The organism is Streptomyces sp. CA-135486 (assembly GCF_050936555.1).
Lineage (GTDB): Bacteria > Actinomycetota > Actinomycetes > Streptomycetales > Streptomycetaceae > Streptomyces.
The window spans coordinates 1,428,424-1,449,686 of the sequence record NZ_JBNJMM010000001.1; the positions used below are offsets into that span (position 1 = coordinate 1,428,424).

General features: G+C 68.3%; 17 protein-coding genes and 3 tRNA genes. 12 read left to right on the forward strand and 8 right to left on the reverse strand.

Annotated elements, in window-relative coordinates:
* The first annotated feature begins 59 nt into the window (after positions 1-59).
* The 3 genes from ACQEVG_RS06335 (at position 60) to ACQEVG_RS06345 (ending at position 4,626) form a co-directional block, all read left to right on the forward strand.
* Positions 60-1,322 (forward strand): NAD(P)/FAD-dependent oxidoreductase, encoded by a 1,263-nt coding sequence (locus ACQEVG_RS06335; protein ID WP_432978290.1) that lies wholly within the window; start codon positions 60-62, stop codon positions 1,320-1,322.
* A 34-nt stretch (positions 1,323-1,356) separates the two neighbouring features.
* Positions 1,357-3,255 (forward strand): DNA primase, encoded by a 1,899-nt coding sequence (gene dnaG, locus ACQEVG_RS06340; RefSeq protein WP_432978293.1) that lies wholly within the window; start codon positions 1,357-1,359, stop codon positions 3,253-3,255.
* A 117-nt stretch (positions 3,256-3,372) separates the two neighbouring features.
* Positions 3,373-4,626: an RNA polymerase sigma factor gene (locus tag ACQEVG_RS06345; RefSeq protein WP_432978296.1), complete on the forward strand. Its 1,254-nt coding sequence runs from the start codon at positions 3,373-3,375 to the stop codon at positions 4,624-4,626.
* A 160-nt stretch (positions 4,627-4,786) separates the two neighbouring features.
* Here ACQEVG_RS06345 and ACQEVG_RS06350 read toward each other — a convergent pair whose 3' ends face one another.
* The 4 genes from ACQEVG_RS06350 to ACQEVG_RS06365 form a co-directional block, all read right to left on the reverse strand.
* Positions 4,787-6,709: an ABC transporter ATP-binding protein gene (locus ACQEVG_RS06350; RefSeq protein ID WP_432978299.1), complete on the reverse strand. Its 1,923-nt coding sequence runs from the start codon at positions 6,707-6,709 to the stop codon at positions 4,787-4,789.
* Complete coding sequence (locus tag ACQEVG_RS06355) at positions 6,706-8,439, reverse strand: ABC transporter ATP-binding protein (protein WP_432985113.1); 1,734 nt, start codon at positions 8,437-8,439, stop codon at positions 6,706-6,708. Before ACQEVG_RS06355 ends, ACQEVG_RS06350 begins: the two co-directional genes overlap by 4 nt.
* 103 nt (positions 8,440-8,542) lie before the next feature.
* The gene (locus ACQEVG_RS06360) at positions 8,543-9,988 is read right to left on the reverse strand and encodes an FGGY family carbohydrate kinase (RefSeq protein ID WP_432978302.1); all 1,446 of its coding nucleotides are present in this window, start codon (positions 9,986-9,988) and stop codon (positions 8,543-8,545) included.
* A 36-nt stretch (positions 9,989-10,024) separates the two neighbouring features.
* A complete protein-coding gene (locus ACQEVG_RS06365) occupies positions 10,025-10,324 on the reverse strand; it encodes a YtxH domain-containing protein (protein WP_432978305.1) in 300 nt (99 codons plus the stop codon).
* 173 nt (positions 10,325-10,497) lie between these two features.
* Between ACQEVG_RS06365 and ACQEVG_RS06370 the strand changes: the two genes are divergently transcribed.
* From ACQEVG_RS06370 to ACQEVG_RS06380, 3 genes are all read left to right on the forward strand, one after another.
* Positions 10,498-10,570 (forward strand) — tRNA-Asn (locus ACQEVG_RS06370).
* Between the two features lie 5 nt (positions 10,571-10,575).
* A tRNA-Asn gene (locus ACQEVG_RS06375) sits at positions 10,576-10,648 on the forward strand.
* A 201-nt stretch (positions 10,649-10,849) separates the two neighbouring features.
* Positions 10,850-10,923: transfer RNA gene (locus ACQEVG_RS06380), tRNA-Ile, on the forward strand.
* A gap of 151 nt (positions 10,924-11,074) precedes the next feature.
* Here the strand turns inward: ACQEVG_RS06380 and ACQEVG_RS06385 are convergent.
* Complete coding sequence (locus ACQEVG_RS06385; RefSeq protein ID WP_432978308.1) at positions 11,075-12,964, reverse strand: tyrosine-type recombinase/integrase; 1,890 nt, start codon at positions 12,962-12,964, stop codon at positions 11,075-11,077.
* A gap of 163 nt (positions 12,965-13,127) precedes the next feature.
* Here ACQEVG_RS06385 and ACQEVG_RS06390 point away from each other — a divergent pair, with 163 nt between their 5' ends.
* Positions 13,128-13,388, forward strand: a complete 261-nt coding sequence (locus ACQEVG_RS06390) for a DNA-binding protein (protein ID WP_432978311.1) — start codon at positions 13,128-13,130, stop codon at positions 13,386-13,388.
* A 107-nt stretch (positions 13,389-13,495) separates the two neighbouring features.
* Positions 13,496-14,470 (forward strand): recombinase family protein, encoded by a 975-nt coding sequence (locus ACQEVG_RS06395; protein ID WP_432978314.1) that lies wholly within the window; start codon positions 13,496-13,498, stop codon positions 14,468-14,470.
* Here ACQEVG_RS06395 and ACQEVG_RS06400 read toward each other — a convergent pair.
* The gene (locus ACQEVG_RS06400) at positions 14,467-15,234 is read right to left on the reverse strand and encodes a hypothetical protein (protein ID WP_432978317.1); all 768 of its coding nucleotides are present in this window, start codon (positions 15,232-15,234) and stop codon (positions 14,467-14,469) included. The two genes, ACQEVG_RS06395 and ACQEVG_RS06400, sit on opposite strands and share 4 nt — an antisense overlap.
* 5 nt (positions 15,235-15,239) lie before the next feature.
* Positions 15,240-15,782: a hypothetical protein gene (locus ACQEVG_RS06405; protein ID WP_158751377.1), complete on the reverse strand. Its 543-nt coding sequence runs from the start codon at positions 15,780-15,782 to the stop codon at positions 15,240-15,242.
* Between the two features lie 243 nt (positions 15,783-16,025).
* On the opposite strand from ACQEVG_RS06405, the gene ACQEVG_RS06410 reads away from it, so the two are divergent.
* On the forward strand, positions 16,026-16,199 hold the full coding sequence (locus ACQEVG_RS06410; RefSeq protein ID WP_432978321.1) for a hypothetical protein: 174 nt from the start codon (positions 16,026-16,028) through the stop codon (positions 16,197-16,199).
* A gap of 261 nt (positions 16,200-16,460) precedes the next feature.
* Here the strand turns inward: ACQEVG_RS06410 and ACQEVG_RS06415 are convergent, their stop codons facing one another.
* Positions 16,461-17,609: an ISAs1 family transposase gene (locus tag ACQEVG_RS06415; RefSeq protein ID WP_371583691.1), complete on the reverse strand. Its 1,149-nt coding sequence runs from the start codon at positions 17,607-17,609 to the stop codon at positions 16,461-16,463.
* Positions 17,610-17,973: 364 nt separating this feature from the next.
* On the opposite strand from ACQEVG_RS06415, the gene ACQEVG_RS06420 reads away from it, so the two are divergent.
* The 3 genes from ACQEVG_RS06420 to ACQEVG_RS06430 all read left to right on the forward strand — a co-directional run bounded on the left by ACQEVG_RS06420 (position 17,974) and on the right by ACQEVG_RS06430 (position 21,261).
* The gene (locus tag ACQEVG_RS06420) at positions 17,974-19,116 is read left to right on the forward strand and encodes a ParB/RepB/Spo0J family partition protein (protein WP_432978325.1); all 1,143 of its coding nucleotides are present in this window, start codon (positions 17,974-17,976) and stop codon (positions 19,114-19,116) included.
* A gap of 275 nt (positions 19,117-19,391) precedes the next feature.
* Positions 19,392-19,793, forward strand: coding sequence for a hypothetical protein (locus ACQEVG_RS06425; protein ID WP_330283556.1), 402 nt, complete (start codon positions 19,392-19,394; stop codon positions 19,791-19,793).
* A gap of 133 nt (positions 19,794-19,926) precedes the next feature.
* A complete protein-coding gene (locus tag ACQEVG_RS06430) occupies positions 19,927-21,261 on the forward strand; it encodes a hypothetical protein (RefSeq protein ID WP_432978329.1) in 1,335 nt (444 codons plus the stop codon).
* Positions 21,262-21,263 lie beyond the last annotated feature (2 nt).

Here is a 21,263-nt window from a genome sequence, read left to right on the forward strand (position 1 = left end):
GCTCCGTGCGGGACGCTCGCTGAAGGCTGCGCAGCGTAAAAGCAAAGAGGAGGCATCAAGTGGTCGACGCACATCGGACATTCGTCATCGTCGGCGGTGGGCTTGCCGGGGCCAAGGCGGCCGAGACCCTCCGCGCCGAGGGGTTCACCGGACGAGTGATCCTCATCGGTGACGAACGCGACCACCCCTACGAACGGCCGCCGCTTTCCAAGGGCTATCTGTCGGGCAAGGAGGAGCGCGACAGCGTCTTCGTGCACGAACCCGCCTGGTACGCCCAGGCCGATGTCGAACTGCACCTCGGCCAGACCGTCGTCGCGGTCGACCGCGAGGCCAAGTCCGTCCGGCTCGGCGACGGCACCGTTCTGCACTACGACAAACTGCTGCTCGCCACCGGCGCCGAGCCGCGCCGCCTGGACATCCCGGGCACCGCGCTGGCCGGCGTCCACCATCTGCGCCGCCTCGCCCACGCCGACCTGCTGCGGAACGTACTCGCCGCGCTCGGCCGCGACAACGGCCAGCTGGTCATCGCGGGCGGCGGCTGGATCGGCCTGGAGGTCGCCTCGGCCGCCCGCGGCTACGGCGCCGAGGTCACCATCGTCGAGCCGTCAGCCACCCCCCTGCACCACGTGATCGGCCCCGAGCTGGGCCAGGTCTTCACCGAACTCCACCGCGAGCACGGCGTCCGCTTCCACTTCGGCGCCCGGCTGACCGAGATCACGGGTCAGGACGGCATGGTGCTCGCGGCCCGTACCGACGACGGCGACGAGCACCCCGCCCACGCCGTCCTCGCCGCGATCGGCGCCGCCCCGCGCACGGCGCTCGCCGAAGCCGCCGGTCTCGACATGGCCGACCGGGCGCACGGCGGCGGCATCGCCGTCGACGCGAGCCTGCGCACCTCCGACCCCGACATCTACGCCGCGGGCGACGTCGCGGCCGCCGACCATCCGGTCCTCGAGTCCCGGCTGCGCGTCGAGCACTGGGCGAACGCCCTCAACGGCGGCCCGGCCGCCGCGCGCGCCATGCTCGGCCAGGAGGTCTCCTACGACCGCATTCCGTACTTCTTCTCCGACCAGTACGACCTGGGCCTGGAGTACTCGGGCTGGGCGCCGCCCGGTTCGTACGACCAGGTGGTGCTGCGCGGAGACGTCGGAAAGCGGCAGTTCATCGCGTTCTGGCTGAAGGACCGCCGGGTCCTCGCCGGGATGAACGTCAATGTGTGGGACGTCACCGACCCCATCCAGCAGCTGATCCGCTCCGGCACCCCGGTGGACCCCGAGGCGCTCTCCGACCCGTCCGCGGCGCTCACTTCCCTCCACGGCTGACGGGAGTGTCACCGCGCCACCGTAGACTTCACGCGTGGCAGGCAGGATCAACGATGACGACGTGAAGGCGGTACGGGACGCGGTCCCGATCGACGCCGTCGTTTCCGAGTACCTCCAGCTGCGCAACGCCGGCGGCGGCAACCTCAAGGGGCTCTGCCCCTTCCACGACGAGAAGTCCCCCTCCTTCCAGGTCAGCCCGAGCAAGGGTCTCTTCCACTGCTTCGGCTGCCAGGAGGGCGGCGACACCATCGCCTTCGTGATGAAGATCGACCATCTCTCCTTCTCCGAGACGGTCGAGCGCCTTGCCGCGACGGCGGGCATCACCCTGCGCTACGAGGAGGGCGGGTACAACCCCAGCCATCAGCGGGGCGAGCGCATCCGCCTGGTCGAGGCGCACAAGATCGCCGCGCAGTTCTACATCGAGCAGCTGGAGAACAGCGCCGAGGCCGAGACGGGCCGCAAGTTCCTTGCCGAGCGCGGCTTCGACCAGGCCGCGGCCCAGCACTTCAGCGTCGGGTACAGCCCGCAGGGCTGGGACCACCTCACCCGCTTTCTGCGCGGCAAGGGCTTCAGCGACAAGGAGCTGATCCTCTCCGGCCTCTCCCAGGACGGCCGCCGCGGGCCCATCGACCGGTTCCGCGGCCGCCTGATGTGGCCGATCCGCGACATCTCGGGCGATGTCGTCGGCTTCGGAGCGCGCAAGCTGTACGAGAGCGACAACGGGCCGAAGTACCTCAACACCCCTGAGACGGGCATCTACAAGAAGTCCCAGATGCTCTACGGCATCGATCTCGCCAAGAAGGAGATCGCCAGGACCAGCAGGGCCGTGGTCGTCGAGGGCTACACGGACGTGATGGCCTGCCATCTGGCCGGGGTCACCACCGCCATCGCCACCTGCGGCACGGCCTTCGGCGGCGACCACATCAAGATCCTCCGCCGGCTGCTGATGGACAACGCCACCGCCGAGGTGATCTTCACCTTCGACGGCGACGCGGCCGGCCAGAAGGCGGCGCTGCGAGCCTTCGAGGACGACCAGAAGTTCGCCGCCGAGACCTCGATCGCGATCACCCCGGGCGGCATGGACCCCTGCGAGCTGCGCCTCGCGGAGGGCGACGACGCGGTGCAGAAACTGGTCGAAACGCGCACCCCGCTCTTCGAGTTCGCGATCCGCCACAGCGTGCAGCGCCACAATCTGGAGACGCCCGCGGGCCGGGCCGCCGCGCTGGACGAGGCCGCGCCGATCGTCGCGGGCATCAAGAACATCGCCATCCAGCACGAGTCGGCGGTGCAGCTGGCCGGCATCCTCGGCATCCTCGACACGCAGTTCGTGGTCAAGCGCGTTGCGCAGCTGGCGCGTTGGGCCCGTGACCGCGGCGGCCGCGGCCCGGCTCCCTCCCGTAACACCGCAGCACAGCAGGTCCAGGCCCCGGCCGTGCCGTCCGGCCCCGCCCTCAATCTCCGCAGCCCCGCCCACCGCACCGAACGCGAGCTGCTGAAGCTGGCGCTCCAGCACCCGGAGCTGGTCTCACCGGCCTTCGACGCGTACGGAGTCGACGAGTTCACCGCCCCGCCGTACGCCGCGGTCCGCCAGACCATCGCCGAGGCGGGCGGCGCCGAACAGGGCACCCAGGACACCCCGGAGTACCTCGCGCGGGTCCGCGAGGCCGCCGCGAACGATACGGTGCGCGCGCTGGTCACCGAGCTCGCGGTGGAAGCCGTCCACGCGAGGACCGTCGACGAGAGCTATGCCGGAGTCCAGCTCGTGCAGGTCCGCCTGCGTGCGGTCGACCGGCGTATCCGTGAGGTCCAGGGCACCCTCGCCCGCCTCGGCCAGCACGCCGACCCCGAGCACCACACTGCCGTACAGGGCGAACTCTGGGTTCTCCAGCAGTACGCACAGTCCCTGCGCAACCAAGGCGCAGCCGCCCTCTAGACCCTGTCCGGTCGACCGCAGATCCTGCTTCGGTAACCGCCCGGTCACGCACTGGACTCAAAAAGTCGCCGCACGCCCCTCGTGGACGCTGTGTGTCGTACCCCACACTGGGGTGCGGTGCCTGAGTCCCCGGAGCGCGGCCGGTCCACCCACAGTGGGCCTCTCACCCCCGCGGATCCGCTCATCGTGTACGGGACGGAAAGCGGCCCGGCCGCCCCCGTCCCGCTGCCGCACGCCCCCGACCCGGCAGCGATCACCCTGGAGGTCGCCCCCGTGCAGACCCAGACCCTGACCGAGACCGAAACTGTCGCGGCCGTATCCGCGCAGGTCCCCGCGCAGAGCCGGGCCGTACTTCACCCGGAGACCGTGCCCGAAGCCGTCCCGGAGACCGTTGTCGAGGATCCGGTGGAAGTGCCCGAGCCCCCGGGCCCCCGGGCCGGCAGCCGTGTCGAGAGCGGCCCCTCCTCCGACCTGTTCCGCCAGTATCTGCGGGAGATCGGCAGGATTCCGCTGCTCACGGCCGTCGAGGAGGTGGAGCTGGCGCGCCGCGTCGAAGCCGGTCTGTTCGCCGAGGAGCGGCTTGGCCACACCCCCGACATCGACGACTCCCAACTCGCTGTCGACCTCGACAGGTTGGTGGTCATGGGCCGGATGGCCAAGCGCCGGCTGATCGAGGCCAACCTCCGGCTCGTCGTCTCCGTGGCCAAGCGGTACATCGGCCGCGGCCTGACCATGCTCGACCTCGTCCAGGAGGGAAACCTCGGCCTTATAAGGGCAGTTGAGAAATTCGACTACGCCCGCGGCTACAAGTTCTCCACGTACGCCACCTGGTGGATCCGGCAGGCCATGTCCCGGGCGCTCGCGGACCAGGCCCGCACCATCCGGGTCCCGGTCCATGTCGTCGAGCTGATCAACCGGGTCGTCCGGGTCCAGCGCCGGATGCTCCAGGAGCGCGGCTACGAACCCACCCCCGAAGAGGTCGCGGTCCAGCTGGACCTGGCGCCCGAGCGGGTCAGCGAGGTGCTGCGGCTCGCCCAGGAACCGGTCTCGCTGCATGCGCCGGTGGGGGAGGAGGACGATGTGGCCCTCGGCGACCTCATCGAGGACGGCGATGCCGCGTCCCCCGTCGAGTCGGCTGCCTTCCTGCTGCTGCGTGAGCATCTGGAGGCGGTGCTCTCCACCCTCGGCGAGCGCGAGCGCAAGGTGGTGCAGCTGCGCTACGGGCTGATGGACGGCAGGCCGCGCACGCTCGAAGAGATAGGCCGGATCTTCGGCGTGACGCGCGAACGCATCCGCCAGATCGAGTCGAAGACCCTCAACAAGCTGCGCGACCACGCGTTCGCGGACCAGCTGCGGGGCTACCTGGACTGACTGGGGGCTCCGCCCCCCCAGACCCCCCGGCCTCAATCGCCGGACGGCCTGAAAATGCAGCCACTCCGGCGATTGAGGGGTGGGGGTCCCCCCCCACGCCCGCAGGGCGTAGGGGGAGGGTCCGGGGCGGAGCCCCGGTTACGGGCGCACCGCCCCCGCCCTACTCGACCTCCACCACCGCCTGCGCGAACTGCGCAGCGTACAGCCGCGCATACGCCCCCTCCGCGGCCAACAGCTCGGCATGCGTGCCCTGTTCCACGATCGCGCCGTTCTCCATCACCAGGATCACGTCCGCGTCCCGGATCGTGGAGAGCCGGTGCGCGATGACAAAGCTCGTACGACCGTGGGCGAGCCGCGCCATCGCCTTCTGGATCAGCACCTCGGTACGGGTGTCCACCGAGCTGGTGGCCTCGTCGAGCACCAGGATCACCGGGTCGGACAGGAACGCCCGCGCGATGGTGATCAGCTGCTTCTCGCCCGCGCTCACGCCCGAGCCCTCGTCGTCGATCACCGTGTCGTAGCCGTCGGGGAGCGTACGGATGAACCGGTCGGCGTGCGCTGCCCGCGCCGCCTCCTCGATCTCCGCCCGGGTCACCTCGCGGGAGGCGCCGTACGCGATGTTGTCCGCGATGGTGCCGCCGAACAGCCAGGTGTCCTGGAGGACCATCCCTATCCCGGACCGCAGTTCCTCCCGGGACATCTTCGCGATGTCCACGCCGTCCAGGCTGATCCGGCCGCCGGTGACCTCGTAGAACCGCATCAGCAGATTCACCAGCGTCGTCTTGCCCGCGCCGGTCGGACCGACGATCGCGACCGTGTGGCCCGGCTCCACGCTCAGCGAGAGATCCTCGATGAGCGGCTTCTCCGGGTCGTAGCGGAAGGCGACCTTCTCCAGCGAGACCTGCCCGAGCGGACGCCGGGGCCGCTCGCCCGTCGGCTCGTCGGCCTCCTGCTCCTCGGCGTCCAGCAGCTCGAAGACCCGCTCGGCCGAGGCGACACCCGACTGCACCAGGTTCGCCATCGAAGCGACCTGGGTGAGCGGCATCGAGAACTGCCGGGAGTACTGGATGAACGCCTGCACATCGCCGATCGACAGCGCGCCGGACGCGACGCGCAGCCCGCCGACGACCGCCACCAGCACATAGTTGAGGTTCGACACGAAGAACATCAGCGGCTGCATGACCCCGCTGTTGAACTGGGCCCTGAACCCCGCCTCGTACAGCGCCTCGTTCTGCTCGGCGAAGTCCTTGGCCGACTCGTCCTGCCGCCCGAAGACCTTCACCAGTGCATGGCCGGTGTACATCTCCTCGATATGGGCGTTGAGCTTGCCCGTGGACTTCCACTGCTGCACGAAGTGCGGCTGCGAGCGCTTGCCGACCTTCGTCGCCACGAACACCGACACCGGCACGGTCACCAGCGCGACCAGCGCGAGCAGCGGCGAGATCCAGAACATCATCGCCAGCACGCCCACAATGGTCAGCAGCGAGTTGATCAGCTGGCCCATCGTCTGCTGGAGCGTCTGCGAGATGTTGTCGATGTCGTTGGTCGCCCGGCTGAGCACCTCGCCCCGCTTGGCCCGGTCGAAGTACGACAGCGGCAGCCGCGACAGCTTCGCCTGTACGTCCTCGCGCATCCGGTAGACGGTCCGGTTGATCACCCGGATCGACAGCCGGGTCGCCACCAGCATCAGCAGACCCGCGGCCAGATACACCACCAGCGCCACCAGCAGCACATGGCCCACGGCGGTGAAGTCGATGCCGTCGCCGGGCGTGAAGTCAACGCCGGACAGCATGTCGGCGAGCCCGCCCTGGTCCTTGTCCCGCAGGCCGGCGACCGCCTGCTCCTTGCTGGTCCCCGCCGGCATCTCCCGGTCGACGACCCCCGCGAAGACCAGGTCGGTCGCCTGCCCCAGAATCTTCGGCCCGACCACCGCGAACGCGACGCTCAGCACACACGCCGCGAGCATCACCCACAGCGTCATCCGCTCGGGAGCGAGCTGCCGCAGCAGCCGTTTGCCCGAGCCCTTGAAGTCCATGGACCGCTCGACGGGGCCCATCATCATCCGTCCGCCCGGCCCGCTCATGCGGCCTCAGCCTCCGTCAGCTGCGAGAGCACGATCTCTCGGTAGGTCTCATTGCTCTCCATCAGCTCGTGATGGCGTCCGCTTCCCACGACCTGCCCCTCGTCCAGAACCACGATGCGGTCCGCGTCCCGGATGGTGGACACCCGCTGGGCGACGATCACCACCGTGGACTCGGCGATCTCAAGGGCCAGCGCCCCGCGCAGCGCCGCGTCCGTCGCATAGTCCAGCGCGGAGAAGGAGTCGTCGAAGAGATAGATCTCCGGGCGTTGCACCAGCGTCCTGGCGATCGCGAGGCGCTGGCGCTGCCCGCCGGAGACATTGGTGCCGCCCTGCGCGATCGGCGCGTTCAGCCCGCCTTCGAGCTCCCGTACGAAGTCGGCGGCCTGCGCCACTTCCAGCGCCTCCCACAGTTCCTCGTCGCTCGCGTCGGGCTTGCCGTACCGCAGATTCGTGGCCACCGTCCCGGAGAAGAGATACGGCTTCTGCGGAACGAGCCCCACCGTCTTCGCCATCAGGACGGGATCGAGTTCGCGCACATCGACCCCGTCGACGAGCACCTCGCCGCCGGTCACGTCGAACAGCCGCGGTACGAGCCCGAGCAGCGTCGACTTTCCGCTGCCCGTGGACCCGATGATCGCGGTCGTCTCGCCGGGTCTGGCCACCAGGCCGACGCTGCGCAGCACCGACTCCTCCGCACCCGGATAGCGGAACTCCACGTCCCGTACCTCCAGATGCCCGCGACGGCGCAGCTGCCGCACCGGCTCGGCCGGCGGCACCACGCTCGAATCCGTGCCCAGCACCTCCTCGATCCGCTCGGCGCAGACCTCGGCGCGCGGCACCATCATGAACATGAAGGTGGCCATCATCACGGCCATCACGATCTGCATCAGATACGCGAGGAACGCGGTCAGCGCGCCGATCTGGATCGCGCCGCTGTCGACCCGCTGGGCACCGAACCAGACGACCGCGATGGACGACAGGTTCACGACCGTCATCACGGCCGGGAACATCAGCGCCATCAGCCGGCCGGTGGACAGGGACACATCGGTCAGCTCGGTGTTGGCCCCGCGGAAGCGCCCCTTCTCGTACTCGTCCCGGACGAAGGCGCGGATGACGCGGTTGCCGGTGATCTGCTCCCGCAGTACCCGGTTCACCGTGTCCAGACGTTCCTGCATGGTGCGGAACAGGGGCCGCATCTTCTTGACGATCAAAGACACCGCGATGCCCAGCACCGGCACCACCGCGAGCAGCACCGCCGACAGCGGCACATCCTGGCCGAGCGCCATGATGATGCCGCCGACGCACATGATCGGCGCCGACACCATCAGCGTGAACGCCATCAGGGCCAGCATCTGCACCTGCTGGACGTCATTGGTCGTACGGGTGATCAGCGACGGCGCCCCGAAGTGGCCGACCTCCCTGGCGGAGAAGCTCTGCACCCGGTCGAAGACCGCGGCCCGGACATCGCGTCCGAGGGCGGCGGCCGTCCGGGCTCCGTAGAAGACCGCTCCGATGTTGCAGAGCACCTGGACGATGCTGACGGCGATCATGAGAGCGCCGACCCGGAGGATGTAGCCGGTGTCCCCCTCGACAACACCGCTGTCAATGATGTTCGCGTTGAGAGTGGGTAGATAGAGGGTGGCGCTGGTCTGTAGGAGCTGCAGCACCACCAGCAGGGCGATGGGTTGTCTGTACGGGCTCAGATGAGTCCGTAGTAGTCGTATCAGCACACGCTGTCTCTCGTCGGCAAGATCTGGGGTCACCCCAATCTTCCGACACTCCACCCCTGGAACCTCAAGCCATTAATTCAAGGCAGGGTCAAGATGTCGTGGGTCAGGATGGCGGGTTGAACGCCCCGGGATGGATCTGGTCCCGCGTCGCTCCGTACTGCTGGCGCACCGCCTGCCCCACCGCCAGCTCCTCGCCCGGCCCGAAAATCTGCGCAGCCGCGCCCTGCCAGGCCGGCGGAACGGCCGGCGACAGTGTCCCCTGCGAGACCCCGAGCGCCCATGCGGCCTGCCGGGCCGCGCCCAGCGCCGCATAGTCGGCGGGCTGCGGCACCACGACCTGCGCCCCGAAGATCGCGGGCGCCGCGGCCTGTACGGCGGGCAGTTCGGCGGCCGCACCCAGCAGAAAGACCCTGCGTACCTCGACCCCGCGCCCGCGCAGCACGTCCATGGCGTCCGCGAGCGAGCAGAGCATGCCCTCGAAGGCGGCCCGCGCCAGATGCTCGGGCTTCATCGACTCGCGGCGCAGACCGCTCAGCGTCCCTGCGGTGTGCGGCAGTTGCGGGGTGCGCTCGCCCTCCAGATACGGCAACAGCACAAGCCCCGACGCACCGGGCGTCGACTTCGTCGCCAGCGCGGAGAGCTCGTCGAGTCCCTCGGCCCCCAGCAGCTCGGCCGCGCCGCGCAGCGCCCGTACGGCATTGAGCGTGTGCACGACCGGCAGGTGCATCCCGGTCGCATCGGCGAACGACGTAATCAGCCCGCTCGGGTCGGCCAGCGCCTCATGGTGCACGGCCATCACGGAGCCCGATGCGCCCAGTGACACCACCGCGTCGCCGACCCCGACACCGAGCCCGAACGCCGCCGCCATCGTCTCGCCGGTCCCGGCGGAGATCAGCAGCCCCTCGGGCGTCGTCCCCGCCGCCTCGGCAGGTCCGAGCACCTCGGGCAGCGCGCACTGGTGCCCGAGCGCGAGCTCCACCAGGTCGGTGCGGTAGGAGCCGGTACCCGCAGACCAGAAGCCGGTGCACGAAGCGCCGCCGCGGTCGGTGGTCCTGCGGGCGGGCCGGCCGAGCAGCTGCCACACCAGCCAGTCGTGCGGCTGCATGATGCCCGCGACGCGCTGTGCCGCTTCGGGCTCGGAGCGCGCCATCCAGCGCAGCTTCGCGACCGGCTGCGCGGACTGCGGCACCGAGCCGACGGCCTCGGCCCAGGCCTGCCGCCCGCCCAGCGCATCGATCAGATCGGCGGCGGCGACCTGCGCCCGCTTGTCGTTGCCGAGCAGCGCGGGCCGTACGAGATTGCCCTGCGCGTCCAGCGTGACCAGGCCGTGCTGCTGTGCGGAGACGCCGATGGCCCGCACGCCTTCGAGGAGTCCGCCGGCCGCGGCGTCACCGAGCGAGAGCAGCCACGCCTGCGGATCGATCTCGGTGGCCTTGGCCTCGACGGGGTGCGGCGCGTATCCCTGGCGCAGCACGGCACCCGTGTCCGCGTCACAGACCACGATGCGCGTGAATCCAGACGAACTGTCCAAGCCGGCGACTATCCCCATGTCTGAAGATTCTGCCGCACCCGCGGGGGTATCACGTCACGTGTTGGTGGTTCCCCAGTCGTCCTCACCGCTCGCGGTCCGCTCCCGCAGGGAGCGCACCCGCTCGGCCACGGAGTCGGGCACCCGGTCCCCGACCTTCTCGCTCACCGCGTGGAAGGCCTTGCCCGCCACCTGGCGGCCGTTCTGCGCCGCGGCCTCGGCGGCATTGCGCACGGCGGGATTCTGGGAGAACTCGCGCACTGACTTCTTCAGCTGTTCGTACCGCTCACGCCCGGCCCGAGTGCCGAGTACGTAGCCGAGGGCGAGTCCAAGGACGAACGTGACCTTGTACCGCATGACTGCCACCCTTCCCTTGCGTCGGTGCAGGCCGCCTACCCGTCGTGGCCCGTGATCACCCAGGCCCATACCGATTGGCGGAGCACCCCCCTGCTTGCGCTAATGTATGTGTCGCAGCGAGCACACGCCCCCCGGGACGCCCCGGGTAGGTACGTTCGGTGCACGCGCAGCAATCCCCTGTAGCTCAATTGGCAGAGCAGCCGGCTGTTAACCGGCAGGTTACTGGTTCGAGTCCAGTCGGGGGAGCGCGATCCCCTGTAGCTCAATTGGCAGAGCATTCGGCTGTTAACCGGAGGGTTGCTGGTTCGAGTCCAGCCGGGGGAGCAGATGCGGGAAGAGGGCCCCTCGGGGTCCTTTTTCATGTGTCCTGGACGATGTTCCGACGATCTTCTTCGCGACTTCTGCAACCGGGCAGGGGCAGCGCAGTCCTCATGGTTGTGCGTTGCCGACCATCCGAGGCAGGAGATCGTATGAGCGGCTATGCTGCGGCAGACGGCGCGCACATTTGTGCGCGACGCGCCGTTAGGGGCGGTAGCTCAGCCGGTTAGAGCAGCGGACTCATAATCCGTCGGCCGTGGGTTCGAGTCCCACCCGCCCCACCCCGAGGTTCTCCCAGAGAACCGTTTCTACCTGCGGAAACGCGAGAACGGGGGCCACCGCTCCAGGGTGGCGACCCCCGTTCATCCGTTCAGACCAAGATCCAGTGGACGCACAGTGGACGCGGGGACGATTCAGTGGACAGAAGCGCCCTCACGCCACCTTCCGGCGCCTGTTCGGAGCCTGGCGACCGGGGCGGGACGCCGCCGGCGGCAGGCCGGTCGGTAGGGCCCACCCCTCGACGGTCGGGGACTCGGAGCGGGCGACCGTGAAGCGCGTGAGCGAGAAGTCGGCACGCTGCTCCTCGGGGTAGCGGTCGTTGAAGTTCTCCACACGCACCAGCTCCAGGTCGCTCGCGGAGCAGTGATCACGCACCCACTTCACCGCTGCATTGGCGGCGTCGTCCTGACCCCGGCCGGTCAGGGTGATCATGCCGAGGAGGTCGGAGTCCGGGTGGGGCTGCGCTCCGACGGCCCAGGTGCCACCTGACTGCCTGGCGCCGTGCGCGAAGAAGACGGCGATGTCGTTCTGCCAGGCTGTCTCGGGGATCGTCAGCGGGGTGCGCACCTGGAAGGGGACGTCGCGGGGGACGACGGCCATGACCGACTCGGCCTCGGCCCGCAGCATCTCGGGCAGCACGCTGGTGTACGTGTCGGAGGTGATCTGGCGCGAGGAGTGCCCCAGCTTCTCCTGGACGACCTTGATGTCGTGCCCGGCGAGCAGGGACAGGGTGGCGGCGAGGTGGCGCAGGTCGTGGAGGCGGACCGGCGGCAGGCCGGACAGCTCGACCAGGCGGGTGAAGCGTCGGGATATCCAGTCGGGGTGCAGCGCCTCGCCGTTCTCGTGCGTCCACACCCGGCCGCTCTCGACGTAGGCGTCCCCCCACTCCTGGCGCTGCTTCTCCTGCTTCGCGCGAAAGGCGGCGAGGTTGTCCCCGGACTCCAGGCTCAGGGACAGGGTGCGAACGCTGTCGGCCTTCGGCGCTTCTCCGTACAGCTCGTACGCCACTTCGACGATCTGCTGGGAGATCCGTAGCCACAGGGCATCGAGGCTGACCTCCGTCCAGGGCAGTGCGGCCATCTCGCCGCGGCGGGGGCCGAGGAAGATGAAGCTGTGCCACAGCTCGTAGAGCCAATCGTCCTTGACGAAGTCGAGGAATTGGCCGGTCAGCTCCGGTGTCCAGACCATGACCGGGCCGGGCTTCTCGCCGGTGCGCTTCCAGTGCTCGATGCGCTCGGGAGTCCAGACGAGCGGCTTGGGCCGAGTGACTGGCGGCAGCTCCACGAGCTGGGCCCAGTTCCTCTGGAAGAGCTGTTCGCGCTTGATCCCCCAGGACAGTGCCGAGCTGAGAGTGTCGTTGATGCGGTGCATCGTGGCTGCGGAGGTGACCTTCCGTAGCCCCTTCTTGCCCTCGCGCAGTTCTGCGTTCGCGTCGAGAAATGTCCGGCGCGCGGCGCGGCGCTCCTCCTTCTTGGAGTAGCCCGCCGTCTTCACCCAGGCCCGGTGCGCGGCGTCGCGCTTCTTCTGGAGCTCGTCGACACGCAGCCGATGGAGGATCCGCTTGGCGTTCTCCTTCTCGATCGCGTCGTACATCTTGTCGAGGTGCCGAACCTTGAGGTCGCGGCACTTGATGTGCCCGAGATGCGGGAGGAGGTAGTTGTTGATGTGCTCCTCGTAGCCGTGGCGGGTCGTACGGGCCAGGGACTTCTTCGCCTTGAGCCACCGGAGGAAGAAGTCGCCGCACTTCTCATCGGACAGCACGTCGCCGCCGGCCATGGCGGCGTCGTAGATCTCCCTGGCCTTCTTCTTGGCGTCTTCCAACTTGGTGAAGCCGCCGCGGCGTACCCGCTGGCGGGTGCCGCCCTCGGCTGGTTCGAGCTCGAAGTAGAAGTTCCAGGTGCCGTGCCCCTTGCCTAGCTTGGGGCACGTCGTGCCGATGGAGCCGATCTTGGGGTTGCCGTCGGTGTCGAGGACGGGGTTGCCCTTCTTGTCCTTGAGTGGTCCCTTGCACTGGCACCGCCTGTAGTAGCTCGGCTCGAACATCCGACACTGCTCCCTGTTGACTGTCGCTTGGATCACAGTCAGCCGTTGGTGTGCGTACGTGTCCGTACGTGTCTGGCGTGATCTCTCTCGATCTTGCTAGGGGTGTCGGACAGCGTTGTAAAGTTGCTGACAAGTTGGCGCGGGGGAGATTGCGACCAACGAGATGACTGCTCAGGAAGCGGGCGGACAGGCTTCGGCCGGAGCGATGGGTCTGGAGGAGCTGCTGGCTCTTCCGGCCACGGTCAACGTGACAACTGCCGGGCGTGCTCTGGGAATCGGCCGAGACAAGGCGTACGAGCTGATCCGCAATGGGAAGTTCCCTGTTCGGACCCTCCCGCTAGGCGGCACAGTCCGGGTACCAACGGTGGAGCTGTGGAAGGTCCTCGGCATCGAGCAGCGCCGGGACGCGGGGGCGAGTACGTGATCGACGGAGGCGGCGTGTGATCTTGGGGTGTTTGTTGGGTTTCCAACAATGTGACCTATCTTCGGTAAACTAGTTCACTAAAGGGGGTCGGTAGGAGGGGCGAGGAGATGCCGAGGCTGTACGGCTTTGAGGACATGGCGTACCGGCGGGTGCGCGAGAGCGAGGCGGAGGGCATTCGTGCTGCCGCCTCGCGGCGGTTGCTCAAGCAGCCCTATCCCGCCATCACGGAGTGGATGAACGCCGAGGGGTACCGCACGACGCGCGGTGGCCTGTGGAAGCCAGACGTCCTGGCAAACGTGCTCGATCACCCGGCCATTGCCGGCCTGGAGGAAGACGAGAACCGCAACCTCGTCGAAACGGGCGGCCCCGCGATCATCCCTCGGGAGGACTTCGAGGCCATCCGTGCCATGCGCCCCGTCCATGACCCCGACAAGCAGCGGGCGCCACAGCGCGAGTACCTGATTCCGGGTCTGATGGGTACCTGCGGGCTGTGCACGACCTCGCTGGGCTCCTCTCCCTCGAACCGCGGCAGCCGCGGCTACCGGTGTGCGCCCAGCACAGCTCAGCATCCGGGCGGGTGCGGCAAGGTCCGCATCAATGCTGACCTGCTGGAGACGTACGTTGCTGAGCATGTGCTGGCAGAGTTGGCCAAGTCGGAGGTCAGCGCGCTGATTGGTCAGGCGCGAGATGAACTGCTGGCCCAGGCTGCCCTCTTGCGTAAGGAGGCGGCAGCCGCGCGCCGTCGGCAGAAGAAGCTGGGCGTGGACTACGGGCGTTCGCCGGACATGTCACTCAAGGCGTTCAGGGCGGCCGACAAGGAACTCACGCAGCTGATCCGGGACAGTGAGACAAAGGCTCGTCTCCTGGAGCAGGTCAAGCACGTGCCGGTCGGTGACATCCCTGACCTCGTGCGCTGGTGGAAGCACGCGCCGATGAGGGCGAAGAAGGGTGTCCTGGTTCTCATGCTGGAGAAGGTGGCCGTGTACCCGGCCGCGTCCAGGGGTTCTCGCACGGTGGACGCGGACCGGGTGGCACTTCATTGGCGTCAGTGGGGCGCGGAGGCTGAGGAGAAGTCCGCCTAAACTGCTCTGCCAGCGCCTTTGGGGCTGACGTTGTAGCCGATGGTGGCCAGCGCAAGACCGGTGGCCACACAGATGATGGAGAGCCCCGCCAAGGCGGGGCTGACGGCGTTTTCGACAGACAGCGGCCAAGCGTGCCCGGTCCGGTCAGCGATGATGTACGCGCTACGGCTGAGCGCATGGGCGACGGCGAAGATGCCCCCGGCTGCAGCGATGGACAGTCCGGTTGCGGCTGCGCGTCGTTGCTGCCAGGCCGCAATGGCCAGCCCGGTAGAAAAGGCGCCGATTTCCAGCCCGGCCACGGCTGTGAAGCCGAGGTAGGTGAGCAGGTACAGCCGGACGTCGGATCTACGCGCGTAGGTCGCGGACAGCTCCGTGTGCGCGGTGTCGGCCATGTGGAACTCCCAGATCATCGCCGCGACAACACAGCACACGGCGATGATGCGCACCGCGACTCCCGCCTGTACGTGGCTTCTTGAGTGCGTCCAGTCCACGATCATGACTTGGAGGCATGCCCAGAAGATCACCGCGGCGAGGTCCGAGGCGAGGGAGGAGACCTCGTTGAGGTCCATGAGTCGGTCAACGGCTTCGGCGACTGTGGGGATCGCCAGGAGTGAGCCGATGAAGCAGGCTGCGAACGCCGACATTCGGGCCCTGTGGGCGATTTGATAGACTGCTTGATTGCGACGCTTACGGGTGTACTGCAGGCGTGTCGCCGCGCTGATGGCTGTGGCAAGGGCACAGACACCGTAGATGAGGCCGTCCAAGAGGTTCAACGTCCTTCCAGATCATCCGCTGCCCTCTCAGCGGCTTCGTGCAGGCTCAGCAGGCGGCGCGGCCGGCCCTCACGGGGCTGGTCGACGCCGGGGGGAGGTGGGGGGATCGCGGGGACCTCTTCGGACAGTCCCCTGCGAACACGAATCTCCCGGAGCTTCGAACGGATTTCAAGAATGTCCTGCACTTCGAGGCCCTGCATTAAACGCAGGACTTCGCGGGCTTCAGGGTGCTCCCGGTACACGGACAGGGCTGCGAGGTCGTCCCACTCCCGTCCTGAGAGCAGGAAGGCGGCCGGGGCGTCGAGTGCCTGAGCGAGCGCAGCGATGGTAGACGACCTGGGATTGCTGCTGGTGCCGTTCATCAAGCTGTTGACAGTGCCGTGCGACAGCAGGGGCTTGCGCTGGCCCACTGGGGTCGTCGCATCGGAGACGTCTCGGGCGCTGGGAGTGAACCCGTCCGGATCGCGGCGCAGGCGCAGCAGGACGAGCAACTTCGAGGCCAGGCTCATGTGTTGACGCCGGTCGGTGGTGTCTGTCATGTCCGCCTTCTCTGGCCGTGTCGTATGCTCGCCGCAGGTGACTGGCCGGTAACAATCGTCCCTGCCTCTACGATACCTCGCAGCTCGGAGGGGTTATAGGGTTTGTTGGACAGTTTCCTCGGGGGAGCCGGCGGGTGAACTGCGGGCGTCACGCGCTCCGTTGCCTGCCTCATGGTGGGCTGTCGAAGAAGTCGCATCTGGGCGGGCGAAGGCGGCGCGCTTGCCGTTCACGGGAGGAATCGCATGTCCGAAATCGACGAGCGGCGGATCGCTGAACTGGCCAAGCAGCCCCCGTGTTTGCTTCGGGGCGTGGCGGGCGTCTCGACCCGCCAGGAGGCCCGAAAGCTGCTGGAGTGGCAGGCCGGTATGCGCGGCAGGGAGCCAGACGACGGCCCGCAAGAGGATGGGTGCTGTTGAGTCACAGGGTGACCAGCACCCAGACGGGAACAATATAGGTGACATTTTTGAGATGCTGCTGTACGTTCTGACGTGCCGGGCGGGTACAGCAGCCGCAGGAGCCCGCACGGCAGCGTCGCGCGAGCGGCGTCCTTCCCTACTCCTCGCCGGGCGGCCGACCCCCCCCGCGCCCCGCCCGGTGAGGAGTCGGCCGTCCGGTGCGGCCGTCGGGGTGCGTGACAGGGCTGATTCAAAGTCCTGGTGATCATGTGGTGTTGCTGGTCAAGGCAGTCCGATCAGGTCCAGTGGGCGGGTGAAGGGCGTGTAGGAGAGCTCGCGCAGGCCGGCGGCGATGCTGTGGTGCCCAGCGGTGCGTAGGGTGCTGATCGCGAAGCTGCGCAGGGTGGCCATGTTCTCCGGTCCGTGGCCGGTGCGGATCTTCGAGGCGTCCTCGCCGAACGTGGTGTCTCTTACGTGGTGCACGGCCTCGATGCCCCATTGCGCGCGGGCGAGTTGGCCGATGGCCTGGGGAGATGCCGCACGCGCCGTCAGGTCGGTGATGGCGTAGACGGTCTCACGGGTGATCTTGCCGGTTTTGAGGTCGGTGCGATGCCGGTGGATCTTCGCGGCCTGCGCCACGTGCGGGAAGTCCAGCCCGAGACTGGTGACGGTGAGGGTGCGCACCGAGCGGGTCTCACGTCGCCCGTGCCCCGCCTCGCGGTCGTAGCGGCGGGCGGTCACCTCCTTCCACGGCAGCGAACGCAACGCGTTGTGCAGCGTCGGCTGGTTCCGCTTGACCACGAGCAGGTAGTGCGCCCTCTTCGCTTCGACCAGCCACCTGGCGTGGTCACGGTGGGTGTGCAGGGCGTCGGCGGTCACCACGACACCGGTCAGGTCGAACGGGGACAGCAGCTTCGTGAAGCCGGTGACCTCGGTGGTCTTGTCCGGCACCCGCAGCTGGCTGACGGTGCGTCCGCCTTCCAGGACGGCGGAGAGCAGGTGGGCGGCCGGGCCGGTGTCCGTGCGCGAGCCGCGGGCGGTCTTGCCGTCCATGGCCAGGTGCCGGCTGCCCGTGGGGTCGCATCCGAGTAGGTCGGCAAGCCCGCCGGGACATACGAGAGTCAGCAGACGGCGGATGGTTGAGCTGGACGGTGCGCGGCGCACGCCCAGTGGGCCGGTGGCGCGCACGCCGAGGCGGGCCAGTGCGTCCAGGGGCGCGTGGCGGGCCCACTGGCCCACGGCCAGATAGGAGCGAGCCCCGGCCAGCACCGCGCAGCAGGCGGTGAGCAGGACCGATGCCAGCGAATGGCGTCGTCCCCGCCGATCTCGCGGATCGCGAAGAACGGCCAGTCGTTCGGCGACACCCTTCACGCCTCGCTGGGCGGCGGTGGGCGACTTGGTCAGGCAGACAGTGGCAGACTGGCGGCACATCGAAGCTCCGGACGGGCAGGGCGACTTGGGAAGGTCACCCCGTCAACCGGAGCTTCGTTGTGTTCGTGACGGACTTCCGCCGGATCGTCGCACCTCCGCGACCTGCACGTTTCCATGACCCCCAAGACTTTGAATCAGCCCTGGGGTGCGTGACGGGAGCCAGCCCGCCGTGACCGCTTGGTCGTGGCGGGCTCTCTCATGTTCGCGCCCAGAAAGAGGAATTGAGCAATGGGGCAAATTCCCTTTTCTGAATTCCCTTGAAATAAAAGAGTTCTGAACTTGCTTTGGCGGTATTCGCCATTAAGATGTAAGTGTAAGAACAAAGGGAAACGCCCCAAACGGAATTCACGAAAGGCGCGGGGAAATGGCTGACAACAAGGTCGAGTTCATCAACATCAAGGTCAGCGAGATCGCTCCCAACCCGGAGCAGCCGAGGAAGTTCTTCTCGGAGGAGGCGCAGGAGGAGCTGACCAACAGCATCAAGGAGAACGGCCTCCTCCAGCCGGTCGTCGTCCGGCCGGTCGAGGGTGCCAAGGTCCCCTACATGCTGATCGCGGGCGAGCGGCGCTGGCGGTCCTGCCAGGCGGCCGGCCTGGAGGTCATCCCGGCGAAGGTCGTCGAGGGTGCCACCGAGGAAGAGGCGTACGTCCTCAGCATCGCTGAGAACGTCAACCGGGCGGACATGACCATCATGGAGGAGGCCGGTGCGTACGCCGACCTCAAGGCCGCCGGATGGACCCCGGCGAAGATCGCCAAGCAGTTCGGCAAGACCGAGACCCACATCACCTGGAGGCTGGGCCTGCTCACCCTGCGCCCCGAGGTGGCCGAGATGGTCGACCAGGGACAGATCAAGAACAACCTCGCCTGGCACATCGCCCAGCTCAACCCGGCGAACCAGATGGTGGCCGCCATGCGGTACGTGCGCGGCGACTTCGACAGCGAGGCCGAGGCGCAGCACTTCGCCAACGGCCTCAAGATGATGGAGCAGCAGACCTCCCTCACCAACGAGAAGGCGCCGACGGCCGAGGAGCAGGAGAAGCAGAAGAAGGCCAAGGCCAAGGCGAAGGACGAGCTCGGCAAGGCGGAGGAGGTCCTGATCCCGCTGCTGGAGGAGCTGGCGGAGAAGAAGCCGGAGGACCTGGCCGTCATCCTCGGTGACGACCTCACCCGTCACCTGCGGGTCGTCGGCCGCCTGTACGCCAAGGTGCAGATGGTGCGGAACCTGCTGAGCAAGGCGCAGGGCATCCAGCGGGCCATGACCGAGGAGTTCAACAAGGCGGCCGTTGAGGTCCAGCAGGAGGCCGCGGCTGCGAAGAAGACCGAGGCGGCGGCCAAGCCCGAGGCGAAGGCCGAGAAGCCGGAGGCGAAGGCAGCGGACGAGTCGCAGTCCACGGGGAAGAAGGTGGCGGCCAAGCCCGGCCCGAAGCCCGCGGCGCGCACGGCCGCGGGCACGAAGGCCCCGGCGCGCCGGACGCCCGCCAAGAAGACTGAAGCGGCAGCGAAGTAGAACGGAGGGGCGCGGCAGCGGTCGCGCCCCTTCTCTCCTACGGGTTTGGGTGAGTGGGCGCGGCCGGAATTCCGGCCGCGCCTCTTTCCGCTTGAATTCCTCTCTGAATTCCAACCCGTTTCGTCCCGGGCCGGGCGTGCAGGGGGACTCTCCCTACGCGCCCGGTGCCGCTCAGGCCCCCGAAGGTCCGAGCGGGCGGCATCATCGGTCACCGGGGCCGCCGGCGGCGACGTCGACGCACCCCGGCATCTGAGCACCATGAAAGGAATGGCCACGTGCTCACCCTGTTCACCAATCGGTTCCAGGCGTTCCAGCCCCCGCAAGGGGTGCCGGTACGCATCACCCTGGGCGCTCCCCGCTTCAAACTCCCGTACTCCCTCACCCACTCGGTGCGGGAGCTCGCGCCGCGTCGGGACTACCTCTCCCAGCCCGAGCCCGAGTTCACGACGGCCTACCGTGCTGACCTCGACCGGCTCGGGCCCGAGCGGATCGCCGCCCGGCTGCGGCAGATCACGCAGGCCGAGGGTGATCACCGTCTGGTGCTGCTCTGCTTCGAGGACCTGGCCAAGCCGGGCCTGTGGTGCCACCGCCGAGTGTTCGCCGCCTGGTGGAAGGAGGCCACCGGAGATGACGTGCGGGAGCTGTCCCCGATGGATCAGCAGGGCACCTTGATATGAGCGTCGGAACCGCACCGCAAAGATAGGTGACATGATTCCAAAGGGCTGCCTGCTCCTTGTGTAAGGTTCCAGCGCAGCGCCCGGCCCCGGCACCCGCCGGGGCCGGGCGTTGTCGTTCGTCGGGAGGCGAGAGATGTTCCAGGGCACCATCCCGGGCCCCATGCGCTCCATCGTGCGCGAGACCGCCAGCCAGTGGCCGAGCGGCCCGGTGTACGTCCCGTGCTGCGGCAACTTCACCATCGAGCGCAGCGTGGCCGGCATGGGCTTCGCCCTCCATTCCTCCGACGTGTCCATCTACACCAGCGCGGTCGGCCGATGGCTCACCCGGCAACCGGTCGGCATCCAGCTCCGAGAGGAGAGCCGAGACGAACTCGGCTGGCTCGCGGACTCCTTGGACGACGGTGTCGGCACCGTCGCCACGCTGATGCTCGGCACGCGGTTCCTCGCCAGTGTCGGCCGCGAGGGGCTGTGGCACGAACGGGTCGTTCGCTCCTACCGTGAGCAGTGGAAGGTCAAGCACGCCGAGACGGTCGAGCGGCTGTCCGGCTCGGACATCGAACTCGCCTCGTACGAGGTGGAAGACGTGCGCTCCTGGCTCCAGAAGGTTCCCCGTGACGCCCCGGTGTGCTCCTTCCCTCCCTTCTACGGCGGCGGCTACGAGAAGCTGTACGAGCCGCTGGAGGCGCACTTCACCTGGGACGCGCCTGAATACGAGCCGCTGTCCGACGACGACGTGGTCAGCGTGCTCGGCGCGATCACGGATCGGCCGTACTGGCTGACGGCCTCCAACCACGACGTGCCCGAGCTGCACCCCTACCTGCACGGCGTGATCAAGGCGACCCCGCGCGCCGCTCCCTTCTACGTGTACGCCAGTCAGGCCCGGACGAGGATCGTCGCTCCACGCCAGCCGATCGAACCGGTGAAGGTCCCCCGCCTGCGCGAGGGTGACGAACTGGTCGGCCCGCTCACGCTGTCGCTGCTGAAACCCGGCCAGTTCAACGCGCTGCGCTCCCGGTACCTCAACCCGAAGATCGCACCGGGCGCGGCGAACCTGGCCGTCGCGGTGAAGGACGGCGGCGGACGGCTCCTGGGCGTGTTCGCTATGGCCCCGAGCACGTACACGCCGGACGAGGCGTACGTGCTCTCGGACTTCGCGGTCGCGCCGACCGACTACCCGCGGCTGTCGAAGCTGATCGTGCTCGCGGCCACCAGCGCCGAGGCGCAGTTGCTGTGCCAGCGGGCGTTCTCGCGGCGGATCCGGCGGGTGGCGACGACGGCGTTCAGCAACAACCCGGTGTCGATGAAGTACCGCGGGCTGCTGCGGCTGCACAAACGCAGCCCATCGAACGAGGACGGCTGGAAGTTCCAGCTCCAATACCAGGGGGCTGTGGGCCAGCACACGCTGGCCGAGGCCCTTCAGATGTGGGCGAAGCGGTGGGGCGCCCCGACGACGAAGACGGGAGTCTGACC

What these genes read in the sequence shown, in the direction of transcription:
- ACQEVG_RS06350 (WP_432978299.1), bottom strand. Translation starts at nt 6,709, where the DNA reads ATGAGCGGGCCGGGCGGACGGATGATGATGGGCCCCGTCGAGCGGTCC.
- ACQEVG_RS06430 (WP_432978329.1), top strand. Translation starts at nt 19,927, where the DNA reads ATGTTCCAGGGCACCATCCCGGGCCCCATGCGCTCCATCGTGCGCGAG.
- ACQEVG_RS06405 (WP_158751377.1), bottom strand. Translation starts at nt 15,782, where the DNA reads ATGACAGACACCACCGACCGGCGTCAACACATGAGCCTGGCCTCGAAG.
- ACQEVG_RS06420 (WP_432978325.1), top strand. Translation starts at nt 17,974, where the DNA reads ATGGCTGACAACAAGGTCGAGTTCATCAACATCAAGGTCAGCGAGATC.
- ACQEVG_RS06390 (WP_432978311.1), top strand. Translation starts at nt 13,128, where the DNA reads ATGACTGCTCAGGAAGCGGGCGGACAGGCTTCGGCCGGAGCGATGGGT.
- ACQEVG_RS06395 (WP_432978314.1), top strand. Translation starts at nt 13,496, where the DNA reads ATGCCGAGGCTGTACGGCTTTGAGGACATGGCGTACCGGCGGGTGCGC.
- ACQEVG_RS06360 (WP_432978302.1), bottom strand. Translation starts at nt 9,988, where the DNA reads ATGGGGATAGTCGCCGGCTTGGACAGTTCGTCTGGATTCACGCGCATC.
- ACQEVG_RS06365 (WP_432978305.1), bottom strand. Translation starts at nt 10,324, where the DNA reads ATGCGGTACAAGGTCACGTTCGTCCTTGGACTCGCCCTCGGCTACGTA.
- ACQEVG_RS06410 (WP_432978321.1), top strand. Translation starts at nt 16,026, where the DNA reads ATGTCCGAAATCGACGAGCGGCGGATCGCTGAACTGGCCAAGCAGCCC.
- ACQEVG_RS06415 (WP_371583691.1), bottom strand. Translation starts at nt 17,609, where the DNA reads ATGTGCCGCCAGTCTGCCACTGTCTGCCTGACCAAGTCGCCCACCGCC.
- ACQEVG_RS06385 (WP_432978308.1), bottom strand. Translation starts at nt 12,964, where the DNA reads ATGTTCGAGCCGAGCTACTACAGGCGGTGCCAGTGCAAGGGACCACTC.